The sequence below is a fragment of the Halomonas sp. GD1P12 genome (assembly GCF_025725645.1).
In the GTDB taxonomy this organism is placed as follows: Bacteria; Pseudomonadota; Gammaproteobacteria; order Pseudomonadales; family Halomonadaceae; genus Vreelandella.
Genome location: NZ_CP107007.1, coordinates 3,408,621 through 3,431,628, shown reverse-complemented (window position 1 = coordinate 3,431,628; position 23,008 = coordinate 3,408,621). Strand labels below are relative to the sequence as shown.

General features: G+C 64.5%; 21 protein-coding genes and 1 riboswitch. Of the genes, 9 read left to right on the top strand and 12 right to left on the bottom strand.

Annotated features, from left to right (window positions below; genetic code table 11):
• Positions 1-251: 251 nt before the first annotated feature.
• Positions 252-2,006 carry a GGDEF and EAL domain-containing protein gene (locus OCT39_RS15780; protein ID WP_263585389.1) on the top strand — a complete coding sequence of 585 codons (1,755 nt, stop codon included), beginning with the start codon at positions 252-254 and terminating at the stop codon, positions 2,004-2,006.
• 13 nt (positions 2,007-2,019) lie between these two features.
• Positions 2,020-2,835, top strand: a complete 816-nt coding sequence (locus OCT39_RS15775) for an alpha/beta fold hydrolase (RefSeq protein WP_263585388.1) — start codon at positions 2,020-2,022, stop codon at positions 2,833-2,835.
• On the opposite strand, the gene OCT39_RS15770 is transcribed toward OCT39_RS15775, so the two are convergent.
• The 4 genes from OCT39_RS15770 to OCT39_RS15755 form a co-directional block, all read right to left on the bottom strand.
• Complete coding sequence (locus OCT39_RS15770; protein WP_263585387.1) at positions 2,828-3,304, bottom strand: NYN domain-containing protein; 477 nt, start codon at positions 3,302-3,304, stop codon at positions 2,828-2,830. The genes OCT39_RS15775 and OCT39_RS15770 overlap by 8 nt on opposite strands.
• 112 nt (positions 3,305-3,416) lie before the next feature.
• Positions 3,417-4,199, bottom strand: coding sequence for an ABC transporter ATP-binding protein (locus tag OCT39_RS15765; RefSeq protein ID WP_263585386.1), 783 nt, complete (start codon positions 4,197-4,199; stop codon positions 3,417-3,419).
• Complete coding sequence (locus tag OCT39_RS15760) at positions 4,196-5,233, bottom strand: FecCD family ABC transporter permease (RefSeq protein WP_263585385.1); 1,038 nt, start codon at positions 5,231-5,233, stop codon at positions 4,196-4,198. Before OCT39_RS15760 ends, OCT39_RS15765 begins: the two co-directional genes overlap by 4 nt.
• Positions 5,233-6,258 carry an ABC transporter substrate-binding protein gene (locus OCT39_RS15755; protein ID WP_263585384.1) on the bottom strand — a complete coding sequence of 342 codons (1,026 nt, stop codon included), beginning with the start codon at positions 6,256-6,258 and terminating at the stop codon, positions 5,233-5,235. The genes OCT39_RS15760 and OCT39_RS15755 overlap by 1 nt, the downstream gene beginning before the upstream one ends.
• Positions 6,259-6,301: 43 nt before the next feature.
• A riboswitch (cobalamin riboswitch) is annotated at positions 6,302-6,492 on the bottom strand.
• A gap of 93 nt (positions 6,493-6,585) precedes the next feature.
• Here OCT39_RS15755 and OCT39_RS15750 point away from each other — a divergent pair.
• On the top strand, positions 6,586-7,053 hold the full coding sequence (locus tag OCT39_RS15750) for a DUF2243 domain-containing protein (protein ID WP_263585383.1): 468 nt from the start codon (positions 6,586-6,588) through the stop codon (positions 7,051-7,053).
• Positions 7,054-7,857, top strand: coding sequence for a cytochrome c oxidase assembly protein (locus OCT39_RS15745; RefSeq protein WP_263585382.1), 804 nt, complete (start codon positions 7,054-7,056; stop codon positions 7,855-7,857).
• Here the strand turns inward: OCT39_RS15745 and OCT39_RS15740 are convergent.
• The 6 genes from OCT39_RS15740 to OCT39_RS15715 are packed head-to-tail and all read right to left on the bottom strand — an operon-like array spanning position 7,854 to position 15,944.
• The gene (locus tag OCT39_RS15740) at positions 7,854-9,230 is read right to left on the bottom strand and encodes a D-serine ammonia-lyase (protein WP_263585381.1); all 1,377 of its coding nucleotides are present in this window, start codon (positions 9,228-9,230) and stop codon (positions 7,854-7,856) included. The two genes, OCT39_RS15745 and OCT39_RS15740, sit on opposite strands and share 4 nt — an antisense overlap.
• A 47-nt stretch (positions 9,231-9,277) precedes the next feature.
• Positions 9,278-10,762 (bottom strand): amidase, encoded by a 1,485-nt coding sequence (locus OCT39_RS15735; RefSeq protein ID WP_263585380.1) that lies wholly within the window; start codon positions 10,760-10,762, stop codon positions 9,278-9,280.
• A gap of 44 nt (positions 10,763-10,806) precedes the next feature.
• The gene (locus OCT39_RS15730; RefSeq protein ID WP_263585379.1) at positions 10,807-12,453 is read right to left on the bottom strand and encodes an ABC transporter ATP-binding protein; all 1,647 of its coding nucleotides are present in this window, start codon (positions 12,451-12,453) and stop codon (positions 10,807-10,809) included.
• A 1-nt stretch (position 12,454) separates the two neighbouring features.
• Positions 12,455-13,312 (bottom strand): ABC transporter permease, encoded by an 858-nt coding sequence (locus OCT39_RS15725; RefSeq protein ID WP_263585378.1) that lies wholly within the window; start codon positions 13,310-13,312, stop codon positions 12,455-12,457.
• A 32-nt stretch (positions 13,313-13,344) separates the two neighbouring features.
• Entirely contained in the window at positions 13,345-14,286 is a 942-nt protein-coding gene (locus tag OCT39_RS15720) for an ABC transporter permease (protein ID WP_263585377.1), read from the bottom strand.
• Between the two features lie 56 nt (positions 14,287-14,342).
• Entirely contained in the window at positions 14,343-15,944 is a 1,602-nt protein-coding gene (locus OCT39_RS15715; protein ID WP_263585376.1) for an ABC transporter substrate-binding protein, read from the bottom strand.
• A 216-nt stretch (positions 15,945-16,160) separates the two neighbouring features.
• Between OCT39_RS15715 and OCT39_RS15710 the strand changes: the two genes are divergently transcribed.
• Complete coding sequence (locus OCT39_RS15710; RefSeq protein ID WP_263585375.1) at positions 16,161-17,075, top strand: LysR family transcriptional regulator; 915 nt, start codon at positions 16,161-16,163, stop codon at positions 17,073-17,075.
• Between the two features lie 36 nt (positions 17,076-17,111).
• On the opposite strand, the gene speB is transcribed toward OCT39_RS15710, so the two are convergent.
• On the bottom strand, positions 17,112-18,017 hold the full coding sequence (gene speB, locus OCT39_RS15705; protein WP_263587358.1) for an agmatinase: 906 nt from the start codon (positions 18,015-18,017) through the stop codon (positions 17,112-17,114).
• A gap of 130 nt (positions 18,018-18,147) precedes the next feature.
• Here speB and OCT39_RS15700 point away from each other — a divergent pair, with 130 nt between their 5' ends.
• Both OCT39_RS15700 and hpxO read left to right on the top strand, forming a co-directional pair.
• On the top strand, positions 18,148-19,095 hold the full coding sequence (locus tag OCT39_RS15700) for a LysR family transcriptional regulator (protein ID WP_263585374.1): 948 nt from the start codon (positions 18,148-18,150) through the stop codon (positions 19,093-19,095).
• Between the two features lie 157 nt (positions 19,096-19,252).
• Positions 19,253-20,455, top strand: a complete 1,203-nt coding sequence (gene hpxO, locus OCT39_RS15695; RefSeq protein ID WP_263585373.1) for an FAD-dependent urate hydroxylase HpxO — start codon at positions 19,253-19,255, stop codon at positions 20,453-20,455.
• Positions 20,456-20,505: 50 nt separating this feature from the next.
• Here the strand turns inward: hpxO and OCT39_RS15690 are convergent, their stop codons facing one another.
• A complete protein-coding gene (locus OCT39_RS15690; protein WP_263585372.1) occupies positions 20,506-21,828 on the bottom strand; it encodes an NRAMP family divalent metal transporter in 1,323 nt (440 codons plus the stop codon).
• A gap of 187 nt (positions 21,829-22,015) precedes the next feature.
• Here OCT39_RS15690 and OCT39_RS15685 point away from each other — a divergent pair, with 187 nt between their 5' ends.
• Entirely contained in the window at positions 22,016-22,654 is a 639-nt protein-coding gene (locus OCT39_RS15685; protein ID WP_263585371.1) for a hypothetical protein, read from the top strand.
• Positions 22,655-22,722: 68 nt separating this feature from the next.
• Positions 22,723-22,995 carry a DUF2798 domain-containing protein gene (locus OCT39_RS15680; protein ID WP_263585370.1) on the top strand — a complete coding sequence of 91 codons (273 nt, stop codon included), beginning with the start codon at positions 22,723-22,725 and terminating at the stop codon, positions 22,993-22,995.
• Positions 22,996-23,008 lie beyond the last annotated feature (13 nt).

Below are 23,008 nucleotides of genomic sequence, written 5' to 3'. Positions count from 1 at the left end.
CGTTTTAAACAGGGGATTTCTTTTGGCGACATCGCCGCTACATCAAGCCCTGCGGATCGTCGGTTTCGATGAAGGATTACTCATTCTTTAATATGAGTTAAAGTAATTTATTGAGCATATGGGGATCAGTAAGAACCTGCCCTATTGTATCAATTCCTTACGTTGGCAGACGCGATGGAACACCTCGTTTTTCCCCGGATGATCGCCGCCCCATTTAAACTCGTCAGTTCGTTTTTAAGGCCCGCGCCGCCATGTACACACCCAGCCTGCTCTCGTTAGATGAATTCCCGGTGGGGTGCCTGGTGACGGATGCGCGGCGCCGGGTGCTTTACAGCAATCAGTACATGATGGAGCAGTATGGCCACTCGCCCGCGGCGCTGGCGGGGAGGGAGCTGTTCGATCTTTTCAGCAAGGCGTCGCAGATTCTTTGTGAGTCGTTCATCGTTCCGGCGCTGGCGCGAGAGGGGCAGTGCGAAGAGATTCGCTTGACGATGAGGTCGCCCAGTGGCCAGAGCCTGCCGGTGATGGTCAGCGCAGTGCACGATGACGCCTGTCAGCGCTGTTTCTGGAGCATCGCCAATGCCCAGCGCTCCGAGCAGCTCTACGTGGAACTGAAGAAGACCCAGCAACTGCTGGAGCAGAAGGTGGCGCTTCTGCGTTCGCTCTCGCACGCCGATCCGCTGACGGGGCTGCCCAACCGGGCAGCCTTGAGCAAACATCTGGATCACAAGATCGACTGCGCCCGCCCGGGGAGCGCCGGTTTCGCGCTGGCGCTCATCGATCTGGACGGCTTCAAGGCGATCAACGACCGCCATGGCCACGAGACCGGTGACAAGGCGCTGCAGCAGGCCGCCAGGCGCTTGGCCGACACGCTGCGCCAGCAGGATCTGGTCGCACGGTTCGGCGGCGACGAATTCGTCGTGGTGCTCGATGGCCGCTTTTCCCGGGCGCTGGATGAGCCGATCTGGAACCGGCTGACGCAACGGCTGGCAGCGCCGCTATTGATCGATGGCGTGTCGCTGAGTCTTTCGGCCAGTATCGGTATCACGTTTTATCCGCAGTCCAACACGCTGGAGCCCGACCAGCTGATTCGCCAAGCGGATCAGGCGATGTATCAGGCCAAGCTGGCGGGCAAGAACCAGGTCTGCCTTTTCGACAGCGACGGCGAGATCGTTCAGAAAGAACGCCATGCCGCGCTTTCAGGCCTCGACGAGGCGCTGGTCGCCGAACAGTTTCGGCTCTTCTATCAACCCAAGGTCAACATGCGAACAGGGGAGGTGCTGGGCGCCGAGGCGCTCATCCGCTGGCTGCATCCCGAGCAGGGCCTGCTGGGCCCGCAGGCGTTTTTGCCGGTGCTCTCGAACACGCCAAGCGGCATTCGGCTTGGGCGCTGGGTGATCATGACGGCGCTGCTGCAAATGCAGACGTGGCGCGAACAGGGCCTGAACCTGAGCGTCAGCATCAATATCGATGGCTACCATTTACAGCATCCGCAATTTTTGCAGGAGCTGGGCACGATGCTGGCGGACGTACCCGAGGTGCCGAAAGCAAATATCGAACTGGAGGTGCTGGAAACCAGCGCGATCGAGGATGCGGCGCAGGCGGCCATGATCATCAACGCCTGCCGCGCGCTGGGGCTCAAGGTGTCGCTGGACGATTTCGGTACCGGCTACTCCTCCCTGAGCCAGCTGCGCGACTTGCCCGTGGATACGCTCAAGATCGATCGCAGCTTCGTGCAGAACATGCTCACTCGCCCCGGCGACCTGGCGATCCTCAAGGGGGTGATCGGCTTTGCCGGCGCTTTCGAGTGCGGCGTGATCGCCGAAGGGGTGGAAACGCTGCAGCACAGTCAAAAGCTGGTGGCGCTGGGCTGCGAAGCGGGCCAGGGCTACTATATCGCCCGCCCCATGCCCGCTGACGAGTTCCCCGGCTGGGTTGAGCGGTGGACACACAGCGAGTTTGATCAAAAGTACGGCACACAAGCGCACGGCACACAGGATAACTGAGGAGTCACCGGGTTTGCTGAACAGGACATCCATCACGGCGCGCAATAACGTGACCGTGACAGGAGAAGGGGCAAAAACGCTCGTGCTGGCCCACGGCTTCGGCTGCGATCAGCGGGTGTGGCAGTACGTCGTGCCCACGCTTTCAAAGCGCTACACGCTGGTGCTGTTCGACTACGTCGGCTCGGGGCGCTCGCAGCTGTCGGCGTTCAGCCAGGCGCGCTACGCCACGCTGGAGGGTTACGCGCAGGACGTCGTGGAGATCTGTAAGACGCTCGATTTACGCGACGTTCATTTCGTCGGCCACTCCGTCAGCGCCACGATCGGGCAGCTGGCGGCGCTCGAGATCCCCGAGCGTATTGCCAGCCAGATCATGATCTGCCCCTCGCCCTGTTTTCTCAACGTGGGGCCGGAGTACCAGGGCGGCTTCGAGCGCGCCGATCTCGAAGAACTGATCGAGCTGATGGATCGCAACTACATCGGCTGGGCTCACTATCTGGCGCCGCTGGTGATGGGCCCGGAAAGCTCGGAACAGCTGATCGGCGAGCTCTCGGAAAGCTTCTGCTCCACCGATCCGGTCGTGGCCAAGGTATTCGCCAAGGCGACCTTCTTCGCCGACTACCGGCACCTGCTTCCCCGGGTGACGCCTCCGGCGCTGCTGCTGCAAAGCCAGGTCGACTCACTGGCAAGCCCCGCGGTGGGGCGCTATATGCATGCGCGCATGCCGCAGAGCACGCTCCGGGAGCTACCGTGCGTCGGGCACTGCACTCACATGACCCACCCGGAGACCGTCATTCGTGAAATCGATGCCTGGCTTGGTCAGTCTAGCTGAGCAATAGTTCGCCCTCGATGGGCACGAACTCGCTCGCCGCGCGCATCAGCGAGGCGGCGGTGAGGGCGGCCACGCCGTACACTTCGACGCGCTTACCGTGCACCCGGCGAATCTTCTCGGCCAGCAGGTCGAAGTCGCCGTCGCCCGACACCAGTACGATGACATCGGCCCGCTCGGCGTACTCGATGGCGTCGAGCGTAATGCCCACGTCCCAGTCGCCCTTGGCGGAGCCATCGCCGCGCTGAATGAAAGGCTTCAGTTTGACCTCGAAACCGATATGGCGCAGCGCGTTTTGAAACTTGCGCTGCCCCGAATCTCCCTTGTCGGTGGCGTAGCAAAAGGCCGCGACGACCTCGCGATGGGCGCTCGCCCGGCGGTAGAAGGCGCCGTAGTCGAAGTGCTTACCGAAGGCGTCGCGCGCGGTGTAGTAGACGTTCTGGGTATCCACGAAAAGGGCGACGCGGGTCATGAAAGGCTCGTTTGAAAGCGGAAGAAGGCCCGGACAAGTGAGGCGGGGCGCGTCTGACGTTTCATTATAGCGGCTAGTGCCGCCCTTCGAGAAACCGGCCGCGTGGGCGCCTTCAGCAGAGCCGGCGGAAAGCGATGAGCGGGATGTCGCCGTCGGGGTCGTCCACCAGCCGCGCCTCGACGCCGAACAGCGCGCGCAGAAGCGTGGGCGTCAGCACCTCGAGCGGCGGGCCGAGCGCCACCTCGCGGCCTTCCAGAAGCGCCAGCACCCGGTCACAGCGCAGCGCGTGAGAAAGATCGTGCAGCGCGACCACGGCGGTGATCGGCAGCGCCTTGATCAGCGCCAGAATGGCGAGCTGGTGGTGGATATCGAGATGGTTGGTGGGCTCGTCGAGCAGCATCAGCTGCGGTTGTTGCGCGTGGGCGCGGGCGATGTGCACGCGTTGGCGCTCGCCGCCGGAAAGCGAGGCCCAGAGCCGGTCGGCCAGCGCCTCCATCTCCACCGCGCCAAGTGCCCGGTCGACGGCGGCGGTGTCCTCGGCGCGCCAGTGGCCCAGCCGCCCAAGCCAGGGCGTGCGACCAAGCTCCACCGCGTCGCGGGCGGTGAGCCGCTCGTCGGTGTCCGCCTGCTGCGCTACCAGCGCCATGCGCCGGGCGATCTGGCGCCGGCTCAAGCGCGAAAGCGGCGTACCCTCGAAGCGCACCTCGCCCCGGCCTGGCGGCAAGAGCCCGGCCAGCAGACGTAAAAGCGTCGACTTGCCCGCGCCGTTGGGGCCAATCACGCCCAGCGTCTCGCCGGGAAAGACGTCGAGGTCGATGCCGTCGACGAGCCTTCGCCCGGATGCCGAAAAGCTCACGCCGCGGGCGCTCAGTAGCGGCGGGATCGCTTGACTCACTGCCGCCCCCGCACCATCAGGTAGGCAAACGCCGGCGCGCCGACCAGCGCGGTGATCACGCCGATGGGCAGCACCTGGCCGGGAATCACCACCCGGGAAACGACATCGCACAGCACCATGAACACCGCCCCGCACAAGGCGGTCGCCGGCACCAGCCGGCGGTGGCGCACCCCGACCAGCAGCCTACAGGCGTGGGGCACCACCAGCCCGACGAAGCCGATCGCGCCGGTGATCGACACCATCACTGCCGTCGCCAGCGCCGCCGTGCCGATCAAAAGCCCCTTCGTTGCCCGCAGATTCACACCGAGCGACGCCGCGCTTTCCGCACCGAAGGCGAAGGCGTCGAGCGAGCGCACGTGTCCAAGCGCCACCGCCAGACTCGCCCCGGCCACCGGCAGCGCCAGCCAGGCGTCCGGCCAGCGCACGCCGGACATATTGCCCAACAGCCAGAACATGATGCCCCGGGCCTGCTCGGCGTTGGCGGAGTGGGCGATGATGAAGGCGGTCAAGGCGTTGAACAGCTGCGCCCCGGCGATACCGGCGAGAATCAGAATGCCCGCGCCGCGCACGCCCTGGCCGCCGCCGGCCAGATGCGCCAGCAGCGCCACGAAGCTGAAGGCGGCAAGTGCCCCGGCGAAGGCGCCCATGGACATCGAGATCATTCCCGCCCCGAGGCCTGCCACGGTCACCGTGACCGCGCCGGTGGAAGCGCCCGCCGAGATGCCCAGCAGGTACGGGTCGGCCAGCGAATTACGTAACAGCGCCTGCAGAATCACCCCGGACACCGCCAGCCCCGCGCCGCAGCAGGCCGCCACGACGGCGCGCGCCAGGCGGTAGTGCCACACGATCGCCTCGTCGAGGGTGGAAAGCGGCCGGTCGATCATGCCAAGCTTGCTCGCCAATACGTTCAGCACGGTAGAGAGCGGGATGCGCGTCTCGCCGATCGAGGCGCCGACCAAAAGCGCCGCGATCAAACAAAGCGGCATCAGCCAGACCCACCGCGCGGAACCTGCGCCGATACGTGTCGCCCCCATCAGGACGACAGATCCATCTCGGCCAGCGCCTCGACCAGCGTCTCGAGGGCGTAGATGCTGCGAATCGACGGATCCATGGCGTGGGCGTCGATCTCGACCAGCCGGTCCTGCTCGACGGCCTCGAGCAGCCGGGTGACCGGATCGTTTTGCAGGAATTCGCGTTTCACAGCGATGTCGTCGGCGGGAAAGCGGCGCCGATCCATGCGCGCGGCAGCGATGAAGGTGGGGTCGGCGCGGGCGATGCTCTCCCAGCCCACCGTCGGCCACTCCTGATCAATACGCACCACGTTGTCGATGCCAAGCGTCGTCATCATCCAGTCCGGCACGCTGTTGACGCCGGCAACGTACGGATCGATCCCCAGGTCCGCCGAGGAGTACCAGAACACCCCGCGCAGTTCGCCCTGCAAATCGAGCGCCTGAGCGGCCTCGATTGCGGCGGTTTCTCGCGCCTGAAGATCGCTCACGGCATTCTCGCCGCGCTCGACGACGTCGAAGATCTCGGCCAGCGTTTCGATACTCTGGTACACCAGCGCCGGGTCAAACAGGCGTTCGCGGGCGCCATCCATGCTCTGATGGTTGTCCTTGCCCACACACTCGGTGGGCAGCGTCCAGAGCGGCACGCCGGCGTCATCGAACATCGCGGGCGTACCCACGACGCCGGCCGGGCCGACCATCCACTCGTAAGCAGAGATCACCAGGTCCGGCTCTTGCGCCAGCACGCTCTCGAAGCTCGGCGCGTTGTCGGACAACCGCTCGACGTCGGCATTCGCCTCGGCAAACGCCTCGAGCACCGGATTGACCCAGAGCGAGGTGCCTGCCACGTGCTCTTCAAGGCCCAGCAGGTAGAGCATTTCCGTCGGCGCCTGGCCGATGGTGACCACGCGCGCCGGCGCTTTTTCCAGGGTGATTTCGTGGCCGCAACTTTCGAGCGTTAGCGGGTAGGCGGTGGCGGCCTGGGCGTGCGGGGGCGCGCCCAGAGAGACGCACAGCCCTGCCAGGGCCAGCGCCGGGGATCGCTTCAACATCATGTACACTCCCGTGCATGATCGGCGCGCGTATGGCGCGGCCTGGTTGTGAGGATGCGTCGGCAGGTCTCCTGACTCACGGGTCGTCGCTAGCTCGCCTTCCCGGACGGATGTCCAGTGGCACGTGTGAGCATCGCTCGCCGCCTACAGTTGCGGGGGCAGTTCCGGTTCGCGCGAAGCGCTTCGGATTCCCTATCAAGTTCCGTACGGAACACCGATGCCGGCCATTCTAGAGAGCGCTGCAGGGTAGGGCAATCACGGCCCGCGCCGCGGTGGCGCTCATCCAATGCCTTGCCTACGCTGATAGCGACATCAGGGAGTTCGGCCATGACGTACGATGCGAACAAACGCGACATCCATGACATCAAGCGCTCGCGCTGGGCGGCGGTGCTGGTCGGCATCGGCGCGATGGCGGCGCTCGATGAGATCGTCTTTCATCAGCTGCTGCAGTGGCACCACTTTTTCGACTTTTCCACCCCCGCTTTCGGCATTCTTTCCGACGGCCTTTTGCACGCCTTCGAGCTCTTGGCAGTGGTGGTCGGCGTGTTTCTTTTGCTGGATCTCTCCCAGCGCGGGCGCTTGAGCGTGGCCTGGGCGAAGGCGGGGTTCTTTCTGGGGATGGGCGGCTTTCAGCTCTTCGACGGCCTCATCAACCACAAGATTTTACGCCTGCACCAGATTCGCTACGGAGTGGACCCGCTGATGTACGACCTGGTCTGGAATGCCTTCGCGGTCGGGTTTCTGCTGATCGGTGCGTGGTTCTGGCGCCGCGCCCGCGTGTTGCCCGCGCGCTGAATGCACGCCGGCCACCCCGCTTCGCCGCTCGACTGGCTGCCGTTTTTACTGGTCGTGCTCGTCACCTGCCAGTATCTGGCGGCGGCCGGGCTTCAGCGGGCGGGTGGGTCTGGCTGGAGCCTCTGGCGCTGCGGCTTTTTCCTTTTTGGCAGCGCACTTCTGGCCATTGCCTTCTGGCCCTTGTTGATGGCCTGGGCGCATGGCGATCTGGTCGGCCATATGACGCTGCACCTTTTGATCGGCATGTTTGCGCCGCTTTTCTGGGTGTTGGCCGCGCCGACGACGCTGCTACTCAAAACGCTGCCCCAGGCGGGCGGGAAATGGATGGTGAGGTTCCTGCACAGCCGTTTCATGCGCCTGGTGACCCACCCGGTCACCGCAACGCTGCTCAACGTGGGCGGCATGTACGTACTTTATCTGACGCCGCTCTACGCCGCCTCGCTGGAAAGCTCCCTACTTCACTACATGATTCACCTGCACTTTCTGCTTGCGGGGTATCTCTTCTGCTGGGCGATCCTCGCCGAGCCCGACACCTCGCCCCACCGGTTAAGCCTGTGCTTTCGTCTGATCGTGCTATTCGCCGCGATCGCCACCCACAGCCTGCTGGGCAAGCTGATGTACGGCTGGGGGTTTCCCCGCGACACCGGCCACGCTCTCGAGCACGTCCAGGCCGCCGCCCAGTGGATGTACTACGGCGGCGACCTGGCCGAGGTGTTGCTGGCGGTGGTGCTGATGACGTTGTGGTTGCGGCGGCCGGCGGGGCGGCGCGAGGCCCTGCTGGGCTCGCATCCGCAGACCGGTTAGGCGATGGGCGCCTCGGCCCTGGACAGCGCCGCGCGGCCCTTGTCCAGATACTCCCGCATCTGCTCCTCGGGCACCATCGAGCCGCCGGTGGCCCAGACCAGGTGGGTGGCCTTGGCGAGGTGGCCGGCAAGGCCGAGGGTGTCGAGCGTGGCGCGGTCGGCGCGGGCCAGGTGCGCGAAGCCCGGCAGGCCCGCGACGGCGGAGGGTTCCAGCGCCAGCTTTTCGTGCTTTTGCGTCATGGCGACCAGGGCGTAGAGCTCCTCGTCGCTGACGGTGTAGAGCGCGTCGAGCATCGGCTCCATGAGCGTGCCGACGAACGCCGAGGGCCGCCCGACCGCCAGGCCGTCGGCGCAGGTGAGATTATCGAGGCCGATATCCTGAACGCTGATGGCGTTGTGCAGTTCGGTGGCCATGCCCAGCAGCATGCAGGGTGACGACGTGGGCTCGGCGAACACGCAGTGCACTGCGTCACCGAAGGCGTGTTTCAAACCGAAGGCGACCCCGCCCGGGCCACCGCCGACCCCGCAGGGCAGGTAGACGATCAGCGGGTGCTCTGCATCTACCCGAATGCCTTCTGCGTCGAGCTGGCGTGCCAGGCGCCGGGCGGCGACGGCGTAGCCCAGAAACAGCGCCGTCGAGTCCTCATCGTCGACGAAGTGGCAGCGCGGTGTGGCCAGCGCTTCCTCACGGCCCTGGGCAACGGCGACGCTGTAGTCGGAGGGATGCTCGACTACGTCAACCCCTTTCTCGCGCAGCAGCGCCTTCTTCCAGTGCCTGGCGTCGGCGGACATGTGCACCGTGACCTTGAAACCGAGCTGGGCGCTCAGGATGCCGATGCTCAGCCCCAGATTGCCGGTCGAGCCCACCACGATCGAGTGGTGCGCGAACAGCGTTTTGAACGCCGCCGTGGCGAAGCAGGCGTAGTCGTCGGCGAGTGCAACCAGTCCGTGCTCCAGGGCCAGGGTTTCGGCGTGGAGCAGCACTTCGTGAAAGCCGCCTCGGGCCTTGATCGAGCCCGAAATCGGCAGGTGGCTATCGCACTTGATCCACAGGCTTGCCGGCGCGGAGACCCGCCAGCGCTGGGCGGCGGCGAAGGAGAGCGTATCGGCGCGGTGTAGCGGCGACTCGATGATGCCCCCGGCCGCGGCGGTTTCCGGAAACACCTGAGCGAAGTAGGGGGCGAAGCGCTCAAGCCGTGCGGCGGCTTCGTCGATGTCCGCCGCGCGCAGCGGCAGCGTGTCGCGAACGCTCTCAAACATCGTGCGTTTCGAGTTGACCCAGAAGGTCGCCTCGCGCCGGGTCAGCGCGCGCAGCAGCGGGTCGGTGCCGGCGCGGGCGAGCGCCTGCCAGTGGTCGAGGGCGTGGTCGGCCATACGGTGTCCTTTTGTTCAGTCGGCGTAAGTAAAGCGTCAGGTTCGCGCTAGAACCCCATGAAGCCCTCGGCACTCTTGAGCGGCGCCGCCTTCAGCAGATCGTTCAGATCGACCCGGGGGCGTGCCAGCGCATCGTCGCCCTCGAAGAGCGTTTCGAGCTCCCGGGCGAAGGCCAGGGTCTCCAGGTCGCTGCCGCGCCGGCCGATGATCTGAAGCCCAAAGGGCAGGCCGCTTTCGTCGCGACCGGTCGGCAGCGTCACCGAGGGGTGGCCGGCGAGTGTGGAGGCGTAGGCCATGGAGAGCCAGTGGTAGTAGCTCTGGGTTGGCTCGCCGTCGATCTCGGTGGGGTAGAGTTCGTGCCAGTCTCGCGGGCTGATGGTGGTAGTAGGCGCCAACACGAAGTCGTGATGCTCGAAAAACGTCTGCCAATGGCGGTACAGATGCTGTTGATTGGTCAGTGCGCGCACCACGTCCAGTGCCGAGTAGCTTTCGCCCTCGCGCACGTTGTCGCGCACGTTGGGGCCGACCAGCTCCGGGTACTGCTGCAAGAGCTCGCGGTGCATGCCGGAAAAGCAGAGCGCGCGAATCACCGCGAAGGTGTCGTCGGCTTCCGGGCATTCCGGGTGGGTGTCGTCGAGCCGGCCGAACACGTGGCCAAAGCGGGCGAGCTTGTCGCTGAAGCTTCGACGCACGAGTTTTTCGGTCATGGCGAAGCCGAAGTCCGGCGTGAAGGCGACGCGCTGACTGCAGAGATCCACTCGGGGCAGCTGACGAAACGCTGCCGGCGTGTGAACGGCTTGACCGTCGACCACCGGCGTCCAGGGATCGCGGCGGTCCGGGCGAATCATCGTCGAAAGCATCAGCGCGGCGTCCTCCACGGTGCGCGCCATGGGGCCGTTCATCGACATCGGAAGCCAGGCCTGGGCACGGTTGCCCGGCACGAGCCCAGGAGTGGCTCGAAAGCCCACCACGCCGCAAAACGCCGCCGGGTTGCGTAGGCTGCCGCCGGTGTCGGAGCCGGTGGCAAGCGGTGCCATGCCGCAGGCCAGGGCCACGGCAGAGCCGCCGGAGGAGCCCGCGGCGGAGCGCGTCACGTCGAACGGATTGGCGGTCGCACCATAAACGGCGTTGCGGGTGTTGCCCCCGGCGCTCCATTCAGGATTGTTGGTCTTGCCGACCATGAGCGCGCCGGCCTCGCGCAGTTGCGCCACCATCGGGTCGTCGCCCTGGGCGACGTTGTCGGCGTAGATCTGGCTGCCGAAGGTGGTGGGCAGGCCGGTCACATCGACCATATCCTTCACGCACAGCGGCAGGCCATGCAGTGCCCCGAGACGCTCGCCCTGGTCGATGGCGCGCTGGGCGCTCTTCGCGCCCTGGCGCCAGGCGTCGACATCCTGGGCCACCAACGCGTTGACGGCAGGGTTGATCGCTTCGATACGGGCCAGACAGCTCTCGGTCAGCTCCACGGCGGAGAGCTTTTTGGTACTCATCAAACGTCGCGCCTCGACGGCGCTCAGGTCACAGGCATTCATCGATATCGCTTCCTTGTAGCAAAAAATCGGCCGGGCGGCCCGTGTCACGCGACCGGGGCAAAGGCGGTGAAATCCCAGCTTCGCCCGGGCGCGACCTCGATCAGCTGGCGGGTGTAGTCGGCGCGCGGGTTGCCCAGCACCTGCTCGGCGGGGCCGTATTCGACTACCTGGCCACGCTGCATCACCAGGACGTCATCACAGATCTGAGCGGCGACGCGCAGGTCGTGGGTAATGAACAACACCGCCACGCCGAGACGTTCCTGAATGTCGTCCAAAAGCGCTAGTACCTGGGCCTGCACCGAGACATCCAGCGCCGAGACGGCTTCATCCGCCACGATGACGTCCGGCTCCATCGCCAGCGCCCGGGCGATGGCGATCCGCTGACGCTGGCCGCCGGAAAACTGGTGCGGGTAGCGCTCGATGGCATCCGCCGGCAGACCCACGAGTTCTAGCAGTTCGCGCGCCCGGGCCAGGGCCTCCCGGTACGGCTTGCCGTAGTTGGTTGGGCCTTCGGTCAGGCTCTGGCCGATGGTCAGACGCGGGTTCAGCGAGCGGTAGGGGTCCTGAAACACCATCTGAATGCGCCCGCGATGCGGCTTGAGGCTTCGCGAGCGAAGAGCGGCGATGTCCTGGCCGTTGACGCGCACGGTGCCGCCGGTCGGGGTGATCAGGCGCATCACGCAGCGCGCCAGCGTCGACTTGCCGGAGCCCGACTCGCCGACGATGCCCAGCGTACGCCCGGCCTGGAGCTCGAAGCTGACGTCATTGACCGCGTGGGTGGCCGCGCGGCGCGGTTTCAAAAAGCCCAACAGGCCGCGTTTGGGCGCAAATTCCTTGTGCAGCTCGGTAACCCCGAGCACGCGGCGTTCGCTCTTGATGGGACGGGCGGGGCGCGGGGTCAGGCTGGGCACCGCTTCCAGCAGGCGCCGGGTGTAGGCGTGCTGCGGGCGGCCGAGAACGTCACGCACCGGGCCGGTTTCCACGATCTCGCCGGTCTTCATGACGCAGACACGGTCGGCGATATCCACCACCACGCCCATGTCATGGGTGATGAACAGCACCGCGGTGCCGTGGCGCTCTTGCAGTTCGCGAATCAATTTGAGTATCTGGTGCTGGGTGGTGACGTCTAGCGCCGTGGTGGGTTCGTCGGCGATCAAGAGTCTGGGCTTCAAGAGCAGCGCCATGGCGATCATGATGCGCTGGCGCTGCCCGCCGGAGAGCTGGTGGGGAAAGCTGTGATATATGCGCTCGATATCCGGCAGGTGTACCTGGGCCAACGCGTCCAGCACCTGGGCGAAGCGCTCGGCACCGGATAGCGAGGTGTGACAGGCCAGCACCTCGTCGAGCTGCTTGCCGACGCTTAGCACCGGGTTGAGCGCGGTCATCGGCTCCTGGAAGATCATCGCCATGCGGCTGCCGCGAAGCTGGCTCAGGCGCTTGGGCGTGGCTTCTAAAAGCGATTCGCCGTCCAGAGTGATGCGCCCGCCGGTGGCGATGAGGCTTCGCTTGGGTAATAGCCCCATGGCGGTCAGCGATGATACCGATTTACCGGAGCCGGACTCGCCCACCAGACACAGGGTTTCGCCGGCGTGAATGTCGAAGGAGACGCTCTTGAGAATGCGCTTGGGCGTCTTGTCGGTGGTATCGACTATCAGCTGATCGACGCTCAGTACGGGAGGCTCAATTGGCATCTCAACTCTCCTTGCGCTTCATGGTGGGGTCCAGCGAGTCGCGCGCCGCGTCGCCCAGCAGGTTGATCGACAGAATGCACAGCGACAGCAGAAAGCCCGCCCAGAAGATCAGCGACGGCTTGAGCTGAAAGTAGATGCGCCCGTCGGACATGATGTTGCCCCAGGTGGGGATTTCAGAGCTTAGCCCCACGCCCAGAAACGACAGCGTGGCCTCGGTCAGAATCGCCGCGGCGCACACGTAAGTGCACTGCACGATGAGCGGGGCGAAGGTGTTGGGCATCAGGTGGCGCCAGAGAATCGTGCGAGTGGGTGTGCCCATGAGCGTCGCGGCTTCCACGAAGGCCTCTTCCCGCGTGGCGAGCACGTTGGAGCGCACCAGACGTACGATCTGCGGGATCTCCGGTACCGTGATCGCGATCATCAGCATCCAGAGATTCGCCGAGGTGAGCGAGACGATGGCAATGGCCGCCAGAATGCCGGGAATCGCCATCAGCCCGTCCATGAAGCGCATCAACACCGCGTCGATGGCGCGAAAGTAGCCGGCAATGAGGCCCAGCGGCAGACCGATCAGAAGTGTGAGCGCCGCCACACCGACACCGACGGTGAGCGAGACGCGGGCGCCGTACACCACGCGTGAAAAAAGATCGCGGCCGTAGGCATCGGTACCCAGCCAGTAGGTGGCATTGGCCTCCTGTAGCCGGTTGGCGGGATTGATCGCAGTCGGATCAAAAGGCGCGATCAGCGGGGCCAGCAGCGCCATCAGCGTAATGACGATCAAAATGATGGCGGCGATCCACGTGGTGGTGCGCGGGCGCAGGTGCAGCAGTCGAGAGGTCACGGCGTGCAGTGATGGGCGCATGTCGAACCTCCGGGGATAGGTATAGGTGGTCATCAGTAGCGGATCCTCGGGTCGGTCACGGCGTAGGAGAGATCGATCAACAGATTGATCAGCACGTAAAGCCCGGCGGTCAGCAGGATGATCGCCTGGATCACGGGGTAGTCCCGTGCCAGCACGGCATCGATGATCAACCGCCCGAGCCCGGGGATGTTGAACACGCTTTCGGTTACCACCACTCCGGAGACCATCAGCGCGAAACCGGTACCGATAACGGTGAGAATCGGCACGCCGGCGTTTCTCAGCGCGTGGCGAAACAGCACCAGCCGCTCGCCCAGGCCCTTGGCGCGGGCGGTGCGGATGTAATCCTCCTTGAGCACTTCGAGCATGCTGGCGCGGGTCATGCGCGCGATCAGCGCGATATAGACCGACGACAGCGTCAGCGCTGGCAGCACCAGGCGGCTGGCGAATTCAGTAAAGCCGTGTTCCAGGCTGCGATAGCCCTGTACCGGCAGCCACCCCAGGTTGATCGCGAACACCTGAATGACGATGTAACCAATCACGAAGACGGGCACGGAGAAGCCGACCACGGAAATCGACATGACGAGGTTGTCGATCCAGCTTCCCTGACGCCAAGCGGCGATGACACCCAGGGGCACCGAGATCAGCACGGTGAAGACGATGGCCGCCACCGCGAGGCTAACGGTGGGCGCAAGGCGCTGGGTGATCATCGACAGCACCGAGGTCTGGGAGATCAGCGAGGTGCCGAAATCACCCTGGAGCATGTTGCCCATCCAGATGACGAACTGGGTGTAGATGGGCTGGTCGAGCCCGAGTGCTACGCGAATGCTCTCCACCTGGGCGGGGCTTGCCATGTCGCCGGCGATGATCACCGCCGGGTCGCCCGGGGCCAGGCGCAGTAGAAGAAAGACGCTGAGCGCGACTACCAGCATTACCGGTATGGCCGCCAGCAGTCGGCGAATGAAGTAACTGAGCATGGGAAACTCCTCACATGGGCAGGCAGAATCCCCCGCCCGCAGGCGGGGGCGGCGGGTCATTCGGCCTTGTGCATGCCCCAGAACACCGGGATGGGGCCGGCGACGACATCGCTTAACTCGTCACGCCAGGAGATCACGTTCTGGAACTGGCCCAGGGGCACGAAAGTGACCTGCTCCATGGCTTGGCGCTGAATATCCTCGGCAAGTGCTTGACGCTCGTCGCCTTCGGTCGCGAGAGCAAACTCGTCGAGCAGCGCTTCCATGTCCGGGTCCGTGGGCCAGCCGAACCAGCTATCCTCTTCGCCGGTGCTGATCAACAGTGGGTTGATGCTCGGCGACCAGAGGCTGTCCACGCCGAAGTTGGTGAAGATCATGTCCCAGCCGCCGTCGCTCGAGGCCTCGCGGCTGGCGCGCTGGCTGACCAGGGTCTGCCAGTCCATCTGGCGAAGCTCGACGTTGAAGCCGGCGGCTCGAAGCGCCTGGGCGACCACCAGCGGCTGTGGCGTCAGCGTGGCCACATCCGACGGCTGAAGCAGCACGATGGGGGTGTCGTTGTAACCCGCCTCCTCGAGCAGCGCGCGCGCCTCGTCCAGATTGCCGCCGCTGGTCAGTGACTCGCCGCCGGCCTCACTCGAGAGCGCGGTGTTGCAGCCGTAGACCGACGCGCAGGTTTCATAGAAGCGCGGGTCGCCGACGAGAGCTGCCATCACGTCGTCCTGGCCGATGGCGAGCAGCGCAGCGCGGCGGATGCGCTCGTCGTTGAAGGGAGGGTGGAGGAAGTTCATGCGGGCGAGTGTCAGCATGCCGAGCGGGTCGAGCACCTCGGCGTGAATCTCGGGGTTGCTCTCCAGAAGCGGCAGCAGATCGAAGGGCGTGCGTTCGATGTAGTCGATATCGCCGCTGTTGATGGCGTTGACCATGGTCTGCACGTCCGGCATGTGGATCCACTCCACCCGGTCGACGAACACTTCCTTGCTGCCCGCGGTGCCGGAAGGCGCCTCGTCGCGCGGCACGTACTCGTCAAAGCGTTCGTAGACCGCCTTCACGCCGGGCTGGAAGGCGTCGCTCACGAAGCGAAACGGTCCGGAGCCAATCTGGTTGGGCAGCGGCTGGCCCGGCTCGATCGAGGCGACCGCCTCGGGCATCATGAACGCGGCCACCGCCGAGGGCTTGGCCAAAAGGCCGATGACATCGCCAAGCTCGGTGGTCAGTTTGAGCTCGAAGCGGTGTTCGTCCAGCGCCGTCAGGCTCTCGAGATGATCGAAGATCAGTGTGCCGCCCGGGTCGAAGCTCGACCAGCGCTCGAGCGAGGCGATGCAGTCCGCCGCGGTCACGGGGCTTCCGTCGTGCCAGGTCAGCCCCTCGCGCAGGGTGAAGGTGTAGGTGAGGCCATCCTCGGAGACCTCCCAGTCCGCCATCTGCGGCTGCGGCGTCAGATCCGCATTCAGCCCAATCAGCGTATCGTAGATCATATAGCCGTGGTTGCGAGCGATGGTGGCACTGCTCGATACCGGGTCGAGTGCGCGCAGCGCCGAGTGCATCACGGCGTTGACGGTGGTGTCGGCGCTGGTTTGTGCGCTGAAGGATAAGGCACTGGCCAAGCCCAAAGCGGTCAGCAGCGTTTTTTTGGGGAAACGGGCAGGGAACGTCGGATTCATCGCAATCTCCATTGGTATTGTTGGCGGCTGGCGATTACCACGTTGATGGTGGGCAGATCGGCGCTTGTTATTGGTGGGGCGCCTTGTCGATTTGCCTCGGGCGGTGCTTCTTTCTCGATACTAGTGCTGGCAAAGCCCATCACGTTAGCGGTATTTTTCGAAAGCGGTATTGCCTTTTAAGCAATACCCGAACCCGTCCCGACCTGGAGGTTTTCAATGAACGAGCGGCTTCTGATCGACCCCGCGCTGCGCTATTTTCTGGAAATCGTGCGCCACGGGTCGATCAACAAGGCCTCCCAGACACTGCACGTGGCGCCCTCGGCGGTCAGCCGTCAGATCGCACGATTGGAGTCGGAGCTTGGCAGCCAGCTCTTCGAGCGCCACCCCGCCGGCATGCGCCTGAGCCCCTCCGGCGAGCTTTTGGCCGCTCACGCGCGCAAGGCGCGTCTGGACGCCGCCCGGGTGATCGAGGAGATCACCGGGCTCGAGGGTATTCAGCGGGGAACGGTGCGCATTGCCAGCATCGAGGGGCTGGCGAGCTATCTTCTGCCTCACGTGATCAGCCTCTACCGCGAAAAACACCACGGCATTCATTTCGACGTCACGGTGACGTCCTCGACGGACGTGATTCAGCGGGTGTGCGAGGGGCTGGTGGATATCGGACTGACCATCTCACCGTCGCCGGAGAAGAACATCAAGGTGGAAAAGCGCGTCATGGCGCCGATTCACGCGGTCATGCACCGCTCGCATCCGCTCGCCGACAAAAAGCAGGTGTCGCTTGCGCAGCTGGGAAGTTTCGATCTGGCGCTGCCCACCGAGAACACCACCATCCGCCAGCTCTTCAACGTCAGCTGCAGCCGTCAGGGACTTCTGATCGAGCCGGTGATGACCAGCAACTTCGTCACGACGCTGGTGCACTTTGCGATGTGCCAGGGCGGCATCACGCTGATCGGTGACGTGTCGATCCGGCATCTGGGTGAGTCCGCCGAGCTGGTGTCGCTGCCGATTCGTGATCGGGAAATGAGCGGACGCACGCTGGAGGTGCAAACGCTTGCCGGGCGCGTGCTGCCCAAGGGCGTGGCGGACTTTCTGGGGGATCTGTGCCAGGCACTGGAAACGCAAACGCCGTAACGCAGGGCGTCACGGCGTCGCTCGCGAAGGCGTTGGTCAGGCGTGGGCTTTGCCCGCCGCCAGCACGTACAGAAATTCAAGCCCCAGGGTCGCGGCGGCAAGCGAGGTGATGTCGCCGTGATCATACGCCGGGTTCACCTCGACCACATCCATGCCGACAAGCTCCATGCCGACCAGCCCGCGAATGACCTTCAATAACAGGTCGGTCGACATGCCGCCGCACACCGGCGTCCCGGTGCCCGGGGCAAACGCCGGGTCGAGGCCGTCGATGTCGAGGCTTACGTAGGCCGGGTGGTGGCCGACGCGGGCGCGGATCTTCTCGAGCACGGCTTTCGGACCGTGGTCGTTCACCCAGTCGGCGTCCAGCACTTCATACGGATGATTGTGGCGATCATAGCTTGTCCGAATGCCGATCTGCAGCGAGTGCTCCGGCACCACCAGGCCTTCCTTGAGCGCGTGGTGAAAGATGGTGCCGTGATCGAAGCGCGTGCCCTGCTCGTAGGTGTCGGTGTGGGCATCGAAGTGGATCAGCGCCAGCGGGCCATGCTCACGGGCGTGCGCGCGCAGTAGCGGCAGGCTGATGTAGTGATCGCCGCCGAGCGTCAGCATTTTCTTGCCCGCGGCCAGCCAGCGCCCGGCGTGGCTCTCCAGGTTATCCACCAGGCTTTCCGGCTCGCCGTAGGCGTAGTCCAGGTTGCCCGCGTCAACCACGCAAAGGCGCTCTTCCAGGGCAAAGTCCCAGGGCCAGCGCTTGCCTTCCCAGATCAAATTCGCCGTGGCCTGGCGAATGGCGTTGGGGCCCATGCGCGTGCCGGCGCGTCCCGAGCAGGCGAGATCGAAGGGCACACCGCTGATCACGACGTCCGCATTACTCGCTTTTGGGTCAGTGGCTTTTTCCACGTTCATGAACGTCGAGATAACATCGCCGAACAGGCTTGGCATGATAGGGGACTGGGCCACTCGCGGGCGCCTCCTCGAAAGGGAGTGAAGGCGAAGACGATAAAAGGTTTTGAGTAATGAATGAAATGAATGTTTAGAATCGGATCATTCGCTATATGAATGGTGATTCGCCATGAAGTTGTTTCGGCATTTCGATCTGAACCTGCTGCGCGTTTTCGTGACGCTCATGCAGGAGCGCCACGTCACTCGGGCGGCGCTAAAGCTGCATCTTTCCCAGCCCGCCATCAGTCACGCGCTCAAGCGGCTGCGCGAAGGGCTCGACGATCCGCTGTTCGTTCGCATCGAGCAGGGCATGCAGCCCACGCCACGGGCCGAGGCGCTGCTGCCGACCGTCGTGCAGGCACTGGCGCTGCTCGAGCAGGGGCTCGCCCCGCCCGCAAGCTTTGCCCCGGCGACCAGCGCGCGCCACTTTACCCTGGCCACCACGGACTACTTCGAGGAGGTGATGTACCCGCTATTTTTGAGCCGGCTGCTCGGCCAGGCGCCGGGGCTGAGTTTCTCGATCGAGCTGATCACGCCTGACGCACTCGACGAGGGTCTAAAAAGCCGCCAGGTGGATATGGTGGTCGGGCTCGATAGCCGCGTCGAGCTGCCTACCGGAGTGGTGAGTACGCCGTGGCTCGATGAGGAGTGGGTGTGTTTGGCCGCGGCAGACAATGTCCAGGTGGGGGCATCGCTAACGCTTGGCGACTTTGCCGCACTTGCCCACGTCGAACTCGCCGACATCAGCGGGCTCGGGTTGGGGCCCATCGACGGCTGCCTGCGTGCGCACGGATTGAGCCGGCGGGTGATCTCGCGCAATCTCAACTATATCGCCGCGGCCCGGGTCGTGGCGCTAACCGGGGCGATCATGACGCTGCCCCGGCACATGGCCGAGCGCTTCATCGCGCTACTGCCGGTGCGCCTGGTCGAGGCGCCGCCGGAACTCGGCGCGCTGACGCTCACCCTGATCCAGCACGAACTCTACGCGCGCGAGCCCGCCACGGCCTGGTTGTTCGATGAGCTTCGCGCCTTCGCCGCAAGCCAAACGGCTTCGGGCTGGCCCGATTCTTGCCCGTAACGTTCGGGCCCACGGCATCGAACCCGGTGACGTGTGGCTGGCAGGGCGTGGCTATACGCTTTGCCCGGCGGATGCGGTAGGCTCGAAGGAACGCGTTTTGTATACGAGCGTCGCCACGTCGTTTCACAACGCAATTTCATTTTGATCAGGAGGCGTTATGGCGCTGGATATTGTCGTCATTGGTGCGGGCATGGGCGGGTTGAGCGCGGCGCTGGCCTTCAAACGCCAGGGCCACCGCGTGCGGGTCTTCGAGCGCGTCGAACAGATGCGCCCGGTGGGGGCCGCGATTTCGCTATGGCCCAACGGGGTAAAAGTGATGCATCGGCTGGGGCTGGGCAGCGCCATAGAACAGATCAGCGGCGAGATGACGCGCATGCGCTACCTGAGCCACGAGGGTCACCTGTTAAGTGATTTCTCGCTCACCCCGCTTTACGAGGCGGTGAATCAGCGCGCCTGCCCGATTTCCCGCGCCGCGCTGCAAAAGACCCTGTTCGACGCCGTGGGCGCCGAGCATATTCGGCTCGGGCGCCACTGTGTGGATGTTGAAAGCGATGATGAGGGTGTGACGGCCGTGATGGAGGACGGCGAGCGTGTCAGCGCTGATCTGCTGGTCGTGGCCGACGGCACGCACTCAAGGCTTCGCGATAAAATCGTCGGGCAGCGGGTGGCGCGCCAGTACGTGGGCTATGTGAACTGGAACGTGCGCGTGGCGGCCACCGAGGCGCTGGCGCCGCTCGAAAGCTGGGATCAGTACGTGGGCGAGGGCAAGCGTGTGTCGCTCATGCCCATGGGGACCGGCGGTAATGACGAGGGGCAGCAAGAGTTCTACTGCTTTTTCGACGTGCCGATGGCGGCAGGCTCGCAAAGTGACCCAAGCCGCTATCGCGACGAGCTCAAGACGCATTTCAAGGGCTGGAGCCCGGCGGTGCAGGCGCTGATCGAGCAGTTCGACCCCGCTCGCATGGCGCGGGTCGAGATTCACGACATCGAGCCGCTCGAGCGGCTGACCGACACGCGGGTGGCACTGATGGGCGACGCCGCCCACGGCATGGCGCCGGATCTTGGCCAGGGCGGCTGTCAGGCGATGGAGGATGCCTGGGTGCTGAGCGAGGCCGTCAGCGCCGCGCTTGATGAAGCGCCTGATACCACGACGGCGCTTGCGACAGCGCTCGAACGCTACGACGGCGCGCGCGTCGAGCGGGTTGGGGAGATCGTGGCGCGCGCGCGCAAGCGGGCGGCGATGATTCACGGCGAGAACCCCGCCGAGACCCAGGCCTGGTACGAGGAGCTTGGCCGCGAGGATGGCCACGGCGTGCTCGAAGGGATTCGCAAAACGGTGGCGGGCGGCCCACTTGCGTGACCGCCCGCCGAATTTGCACGATGAACGTGCGTGATGCGCTTGCCTGAGGCTTACATGATGAACTGGACGACGATATAGCCCACCGACAACAGCGTCAGCGTGGCGATCGCCAGCCAGCTCCAGGCATTAATCAGTTTGGAGGGGCGAAGTGATACCGGCACGGTGGCGCCGTTGGCGGTGAAGTGGTTGAGTGCGGCGAGAATCGGGCTCAACAAAAAGGCCACCACCATCACGAAGTCCATGAACAGGCGAAAGTTGCCCATCAGTGTGTAGAGAATGACCGCGGCGAACAGTGAAAGCCCGATCAGCGAGATCAGAAACGCCGGGCTGCCCTCGATCGTGCGCGACTCTTCGGTCGCGCCCACCGGGCGGGTGAAGGTGTACCAGGAAGCACTGATCATGCGCGGGAAGCCGTCGAGCACGGTCAGCAGGGTGGTGAGCATGACAGTAAACGCGGAAATGCCCACGACCACGCCGCTCCACTCGCCGAGTGTGCTGGTGTAAAGGCTGATGACCTGGCTTGCAAAGCCTACCGCGCCGTCGGCGGGGCTCACGCCCTGGCTGTGCATGACGCCGGCGCCCATGATCACGAAGCACGCTGCCAAAACGCCGGCGCCGATATAGCCGATGTTGAAATCGATCTTCTCGGCGGTAGTGTCGCTACGCTTGCCCTGGGTTTTGTTGCGCGCCTCGGACCACAGCGAGTTCATGACGGCAAGCGTAATGTCCGAGGGCATCAGGCCCAGTACCGCGACCAGCGTCACGAAGGTGGCCACGCTCCAGAGCGGCGAGGCCGCGGTCGCCGGATAAAAGGTCCAGTCCACCAGCGGCAGGGCAACGATCGCCGCCAGCACCGTGGTCACGCTCAAAATCACCACGAACACCTTGTTCACCCAGTCCAGCAGCCGGTAGCCGCCGGCGAAGGTGAGCACGCCACATAATGCGATCAGAATCACCGCCACCGTGGGCGGGCTGAGCGTCAGCGGCACGATGCTGCCGGCCAGACCCGCCGTGGTGATCGCAATGGCGGCGATGATGATCGCGGTGACCGGAATCTGCACCAGCGCGAAGAGCCCCACCACCGAGCGGCCGAAGGTCTGACGGTAGCCTTCGACCAGCGACTTGCCGGTCACGCTGACATAAAACGGGCCGAAGAAAAACGACGGATACTTCAACAGCACCGCGAGCAGAATAAATCCTAAAAGCCCTACGCCGTACTCGGCGCCGGCGCGAGTGGATTGCACCACGTGGGAGGTGCCGATGGCCGCGCCGGCAAACAGGAAGCCGGGGCCAAGCGCGGCCAGGTACTTTTTGGCGCGCGACGGTGAGCGCGCCACGTCGTCACGCAGTGAAGCGGAGTCTTGAGAGGGCATTGGGAGTTCCTTGTGAGCCGGATAACCAGCCAGGCGGTATGATTGTTATGGCCTTCGCTGAGCGTGGCGCTATGGTAGCCTGGCTCGCCTGCGCTTTCATGCCGCATTTGACCATGGTGGTAGATCTGTTAAATATGAAGGACGCACGCTTCACCCCCTCCTTTCACCCTCGTCAATAGGCCGGCCCATGCTCATCGCACTCGTTTACGGTTTGATCTTCGTCGGCGTCACCGCCACGCTCTATCAGCTTTACGCGGTGAACTACGCCATCAATTTCGACAACGCACAAAAGCTCTCCTCCACCAATCGCGCAAAGCTTGCGCGGCTGGGCGCGGCGGCAGGGCAAGGCGGGCAGGGGAAAGACACGCACGCGGAAACCTTCGATCACGCTGTTGATGCGACCCTGGGCGAGCACTTCGATAAAACGCTGGCGCGTGAGGCGATCGAAAGCAACGATGAGAACGCCGCACGCGCGCTGCTACGCCGCCACGACGATCTACGCTTTGGCTCACGCGTAAGCGCCCGCATGGGGCCGTTGGGCCGCGCTCATTTGCCCCGGCGCGACTGGCGGGCGCTGTTCATTACGCTGGTGATCATCAATAGCCTGATCGCGCAGTTTTTGGGCGGCATGAGCATCTATACGCTGCTCTACCCGGTGCAAGCGCCGGCGCTTGTCTGGCTCAACGAGCCGGCGATCCTGATGGGGCTTATTTTTTTGCTTCTGCCGGTGAATCATCTGCTCGGTCAGCTGGATTTCTACCTGAACGATCTCTACCGGATCGGGCGTCTCATTCGGGAAAAGGGCGCCAAGGCACGCTTCGCTTGAGCCGCCTTCATAATACGCTCGGGAGTCGTTAAGATAGCAGGCTCATTAAATAGACGAAGACCCTGTTCATGAGCTCAAAACGCTACCCCGAGCAGCGCCTGCTGGCGGCGCGCAAGCTGCACCCGAAGTTCACGCCCGTGGTCTTCGCCTTCTACATGTCCTCGATCATGGCGTTTTTGATGACCATCGTGATCACGGCCGTAAACGCGGGGATGGCCGAGGGCTTCATGTCGCTGGTCTGGCAGGCCTACCAGATAGCCATGCCGGTGGCGTTCGTGTGTATCCTGATCGTGCGCCCGGTAGTCGCCCGGCTGGTGCAGTGGACCGTGCGCTCGGTGTAGCCCGCTGGATGCA